This window comes from Paenisporosarcina sp. P4_E4_2, from assembly GCF_056401595.1.
The window spans coordinates 1-6,052 of record NZ_JBFUJC010000190.1; the positions used below are offsets into that span (position 1 = coordinate 1).

Sequence of the window (6,052 nt, forward strand, 5' to 3'; positions counted from 1 at the left end):
ATATAAAATAATCTGATTAAAATTAATAATTCAGTTAATTTACACTATACAATTATCTGGTAATTTAGTAGAATTTAACTATAGGAGACGCAAAGGAGAATTTATTCTGAGAAACTGTGATTCTAATTTAATCGACAATCAAGCCTTATTGCTTGAGCCTGTATTTACAGGGAAGTATAAATCAAAAATCGTGACAACTCACGGGACATATTATTCTAAAATGACTGTTCATGAATTACTGAATAATGCATGCATTCGATATGCTTCTACAATGGAAGGCCGGATGCAGGCGWCGAGGATTTTTATGAAATATCCCAATAAAACGCCAATCCTCATCGAACCGACGGAAATCGGCGCATTTCCGACGATGTCCTATCAACGTCAAGATTGTGTCTGGCTGTTCAACCACCCCTTCGTCGTAGAAGAGTTTGAAAAGGGGAAATGTCTGGTGACGTTTCCAAATGGGATGTCCATTACCGTCCATGTTTCCAAACACATCCTTTTGAAACAACAGCAAAGACTCCACTTCACCTTAGATACTTATCGCTTTATCCACCGACAAAAGAAACCTTACATACGAAGAGATTCACCACCCACCGATGAATAATCACATAATTTACTCATAAATACATCCAACATGCATAGCGTGGTTTACCGATTGCCAATTTGCTGAAAAATAAAAGTTGTCTCCTATTCCTTTTATGATGAAGCAAACTTGTGCTACAACCATTTGCATGACGAATTAAAGATTGAGGCTCTACTCAAAACTCTTGCATCCACATTGTTGGATGACAGGTTTATAATAGAACCTCGTTGAAGGTTGAAAGCAGGTTTATGTTGTCATCAGTTGTTTTAGTTTAGCCAAAGTACGCTCTCTTCTTTTTTTGACTCCAGCTTTCGTAATCCCTAAATGCTTGGCCACTTCGTCCTGTGAACTCCCGATCATGTATAACAAATGAATAAGCTGTTGTTCATGGGGCTGCAACCGAGACAAGGCTTCACTCAATTGCTCCCAATTTTCCGATACCAAAACGGGTTGGTTCAATAAAAGCTCCAGCGTATGATCTTCTGCTGGCATAAGCAATTCTTCGGTCGTCGCTTTTTTCAATTCATCCAGTAAACTTCCATAAATACTTCGATAGGCAAAAGGTGCAAAGTCTCCTTTAGTCTTGTCATAGCGTTTCCACGCCTGCCAAAGCCCAATACGCCCGGCTTGTATGAACGCATCATGATTTTTATAAATACGGAGCTTGCGTAAACATGCATGAATCATTGGTTCAAACTGATTTAACACTTTATTAAAATTGTCCATTTTTGAGCTGCCTTGCCAATGTGCACATTAGGGTTATTCCTAGGTAGCCACATTGTAGGGCATCCATAAAATCCGTTCCAATCAGTGTTTTGAACGTTTGTCTCATACAAATTTACTCTTTACACTAGAGTGAAAATCTTAATTGATGTAACAGAAGTGCAGGAAGAAACACATTGGTCGAAAATCACGAGTTATTTTTTTGATCCAGTAAATTGAAAGATTTCGGCTTTACGTGACAAAATACGAAAAGAGAAGATGTTACACCTCTCGAAGAATTAAACTCAGTCAATAGTATTGTTAAACGAAGTAAGATGAGGAGTTTTTAATTAACGAGACAACAATAAAATTCTGTATTATCCATGCTTCTACCTCAATTGTATCTAAACAAACACATATGTTACCCTTATTAGTAGAATGAGTAAGAAAAGGGTGACCTATTATGGTAGGAAGAAATGATGCCTGTCCTTGTGGAAGCGGGCTAAAATATAAGAAATGTTGTGGCAAGACGAATGTCATCAATCTATCAGATGTGGTAGATGGTGAACTCGAACGCATAATGGAAGGTTTTGCGAACGAGGGGCTCGGTCCGCGTACTTATGGTGAGCTGGACGTGCGTGTACGGAAATGGATGTCAGAGCTTCGTTCGATTTTTGAACCGGAATTAATCGAAGCCATCGCTATGGATAGTTACYATTATCTGGAGCAATCGGAATTATGGACGAGCTTTGTAGAGAAGCAAATCACGAAGCAGCGCAGACAACAAGTAATTGATGTGTTGACGGATTGGAAACATCCTTTCTTGCTCCTCGGCGAAGTGACGGGTGTACAAGGAGACCGATTGGTTGTGCGTGACTCGTTAAGTAAAGAGGACTATACATTGCCAGGTGGAGGATTGAACTCCGTCATTGGTGAGTGGTTATTTGGCATTGTCTTGCTTGATCCACGAGAAGGTGAGCGAGGTCTAGTCGGAACGAGTGGTATTGTGTTCATACCGAAAAGCCGATCTTCTTTAGTTGAACAACTGGTAGGAAAAATGAAAGCGAAAGACGTAGACTATCTAGATTTATACGCGTCATTCGGTCACGTCGAATCTCTGTTTTCCTTCACGCCTTTCCAAAGTAGAATCATGCATATGGCTGCACAATATATGGATCAGCACAGTCACGACAAAGAAATGGTCGAAAAACTGCTGAGTGCCTTTTTGTTGGAACATGGCGTCAAAGCAAAGAAACCGGAAGCTGTGGCTGCTGGTGCTATTCAAGTGGCATATGACTTCGGGCTGGTGGGTCCTGTTTATTCAACGATGAAAGAACTCGCTACTTATTTTGATGTTTCATCCGCAACGGTCGCAAAATACAGAGACCAAATAGGCGATTTCCTTTTGGAGGCAGCTTCGACAAACAATAAGGATTGAACATCTCTCTAGTACATTCTACTTGACGAACCGTGAGGAGAAGTACTTTAAATTGTTCATGTAGGTTATTTAGTCATATCTCCTAATCCAAAGAACATAACTATAAATTGATAAAACGATTCTATTTAACCACATAAATATTTCTTAATTTATTCTATGATATTTACAATGTATACGGGATTAGGGGATGATGCGCGTGGTAATGTTTTGGCGCAGGTGTTGTTTGTTTTATCAGAAAGCGTTGTTAAATGGGGCTGTCTGTCCTAACCTTAGGAACGAGATTATCAATAAGATTGAAATGCACAGTAATAAGTTAAATAAAGCGAGAAAGCTATTGGATTGATGGCTAGTAGTAGGGTTAAACAGTGAGTTCCAGAACGTATATCGAGGAAACTGAAGAACTGTTTGCATTCACCAAATTTAGCTCGATGAATCGATAATTGAAACCACTATTTCGAAACGATTTATATTTAATGAATAAACGATAAGAAGGTGTCCTTTTTCTCAGTGACTAAAGTCAAGGAGGAGAAGGACATCTTTTTCTTAAATGGGGTATTTGTTCAAATAGCCATTGCAAGCCACTTTATTTAGCTCTCTAATCTCAAGTTATTATTCTGAATCTTCTAACTTTAAGTTGCCGTTTACCTAGATTTAAAGTAAAATTTTACATGTATTGCAAACGCTTGCATATATTAATCAATGCATAAATTCAGCTAGAATCTCCTTCTTTCAAATGTGATATGTAAGTGCTTTCGATTTATTTGTGCAAACGGTTTCACAACGAGTGGTGGGTTCAAATCTAACCAAGAAAGGGAGGCGGACTGGCATTAATCTATCAATCTATTACACCGAAAGAATAAGGAGGAAATGCTGAGTGAGAATAGCAATAGATGTTAAACGCAAACTAAATATGTTTATCGTTTCAGTACTGGTTTTGAGCTTATGGCTACCATTTATACCCGCTCAACAGGCACATGCCACGAGTTCAACAGAAACAGCTGTAAATGAATTAACGGACTCTTCGAATCGTCATGTACGATTCACTTATATTCGCGAAGATCAAATCTATGGTACCTGGAATATTTGGGCATGGAATACTGGCATTAAAAATGATCAAATCAATTTTGAATCGTATGAAGGAGGAGTGGCATCAGTTAATATTGCGGTTGCTCCTGAAACGAAGCAATTTGGATTTGTTCTTCGTAGTACTGATAACTGGGATACTGCTCAAAAAGAGTTTGGGGATCGTTTTATTCAAGTGAATAAGAACGACTCACTGACAAAGGCTTATATTACTAGCGGTGTCGAGCAAATTCGCATCGTTCCGGATGGTTCGGCTCCAGTCATTGATAAAGGGGACGCAACTTTCTATTACCGGGACAAAGCCCTTTTCGCTAGTGACGACATGGACACGATTGAAAAAGTAGAGTTGAAGTTTAATGGACAAACGAATGAAATGACATATGAACCTGAAAATGAGAGATTTGTATTCTCATACGACAACATTCCAAATGGTAAAACCTCATACTCATTCCTTGTAACAAAAGGTGGTATTACAACAGAAGTAACTGATCCTTACAATACAACAGACGGAGTTTCAACAATTGACTTCAAGAAAGCTGACTTGACGGTTTCAGGATCAGTGGAGCCTGCAGCGATTGATTATAATCAAAATGCTGTCTTAACTGTTGATATTCAAGGTCTGACAGACGATGTGGAAATTAGCAAACTCACTGCAGATGCTTCTTCGTTAGGTGGATCAGCTAAGCTTGAGATTGATCCATCTTTAAAAGAGATTGCGATTGCAGTAGACGACGACACAACTGTTGGCATCAAAACGATTCCTTTAACAGTCGTTGATTCTTATGGAAACACGTATGAAGGAACAGCGGAAGTTGAAGTGAAAACGAGACAATCGACAGGAACGACTGATTTTGATTGGGACGAGTCCGTCATTTACTTTATGTTAACAGATCGATTCTTTGATGGTGATGAATCGAACAATGACCCTTACGATTTGAACTATGATACATCTAAACGTGGAACGTACCAAGGTGGAGACTTAAAAGGGATTACGGCTAAATTGGATTATCTTGATGATCTCGGTGTGAATACGATTTGGATTAGTCCAATTGTAGAAAACATCAAATATGATGTTCGTTCTGTCGAAACAAACGGGCCATCTGTTGATCCATATTACGGCTATCATGGCTACTGGGCAAGTGACTTTGGGAAATTGAATCCGCACTTTGGAACGATGGAAGATTTCCACGAACTGATTGATGCAGCGCATGCCCGTGATATGAAAATCATGGTGGATGTCGTAGTGAATCATACCGGCTATGGCTTGAAAGAAATCGATGGAGCTATGGCAAACAAGCCTGCAGGTTTCCCGACAGACGAAGAGCGTGCGAATTTCAGCGATATCGTCCGTCAAGGAGCTGACGTTGGAACGGATGAGGTTGTTGGTGAATTGGCTGGACTTCCTGACATTAAGACGGAAGACCCTGCAGTTCGTCAACAAATCATTGATTGGCAAACGAGCTGGATTGAGCAAGCAACGACAGCAAATGGAAATACAATTGACTACTTCCGTGTAGATACCGTTAAGCATGTGGAAGATGCTACGTGGATGAAATTCAAAAATGCATTAACGGACAAAATGCCTGAGTTTAAGATGATTGGTGAAGCTTGGGGTGCTAACGTTAATAATAACCTCGGTTACCTGAACACAGGCACGATGGATTCATTACTTGATTTTGAGTTTAAAAATACAGCGAGAAACTTTGTAAATGGTCAATTGAAAGCAGCAAATGAAGCGCTTGTTGATCGCAATGGAAAAATCGACAATGCCGCAACATTAGGCCAGTTTTTAAGTAGCCACGATGAAGACGGATTCCTTCATTCACTAGGTGGCGATGAAGGCAAGTTGAAAGTTGCGGCATCTTTGCAGGCAACAGCAAAAGGGCAGCCAGTCATTTATTACGGAGAAGAACTTGGGCAAAGTGGAGCCAACAACTACCCGCAATATGATAACCGCTATAACTTTGCGTGGGATCAAGTCGATAACAATGATGTGTTGGAACACTACACAAAAATTCTTAACTTCAGAAGTGAGCATTCAAAAGTGTTTGCGAAAGGCGAAAGAACATTTGTAGGAGGATCTGACAAAGATAAATTCCTATTATTCTCTCGTGACTATCAAGATCAATCGGTTTACGTCGGATTGAACGTCGCTGAAGAAGCGATAGATGTGACGTTAACAGTTGATTCGGCGGATGCAGTAGTGACTGATTATTATTCTGGAGAGGTCTATGAAGCAAACG

The 6,052-nt window shown here is 39.8% G+C and carries 4 protein-coding genes; 3 read left to right on the forward strand and 1 reads right to left on the reverse strand.

Features of this window, described 5'->3' with window-relative positions:
• The first annotated feature begins 130 nt into the window (after positions 1–130).
• Positions 131–607, forward strand: a complete 477-nt coding sequence (locus AC1DSB_RS12910) for a competence protein ComK (RefSeq protein ID WP_477586848.1) — start codon at positions 131–133, stop codon at positions 605–607.
• Positions 608–832: 225 nt separating this feature from the next.
• Here AC1DSB_RS12910 and AC1DSB_RS12915 read toward each other — a convergent pair whose 3' ends face one another.
• On the reverse strand, positions 833–1,312 hold the full coding sequence (locus tag AC1DSB_RS12915) for a sigma-70 family RNA polymerase sigma factor (RefSeq protein ID WP_477532441.1): 480 nt from the start codon (positions 1,310–1,312) through the stop codon (positions 833–835).
• 439 nt (positions 1,313–1,751) lie between these two features.
• Between AC1DSB_RS12915 and AC1DSB_RS12920 the strand changes: the two genes are divergently transcribed.
• Positions 1,752–2,726, forward strand: coding sequence for a YecA family protein (locus tag AC1DSB_RS12920; RefSeq protein ID WP_477586847.1), 975 nt, complete (start codon positions 1,752–1,754; stop codon positions 2,724–2,726).
• Between the two features lie 910 nt (positions 2,727–3,636).
• On the forward strand, positions 3,637–6,052 hold a 2,416-nt coding region (locus AC1DSB_RS12925), incomplete at its 3' end, for an alpha-amylase family glycosyl hydrolase (RefSeq protein WP_477586849.1).

Excerpts from the sequence above, each read along its gene's own strand:
- AC1DSB_RS12915 (WP_477532441.1), bottom strand. The coding sequence starts at position 1,312 with ATGGACAATTTTAATAAAGTGTTAAATCAGTTTGAACCAATGATTCAT.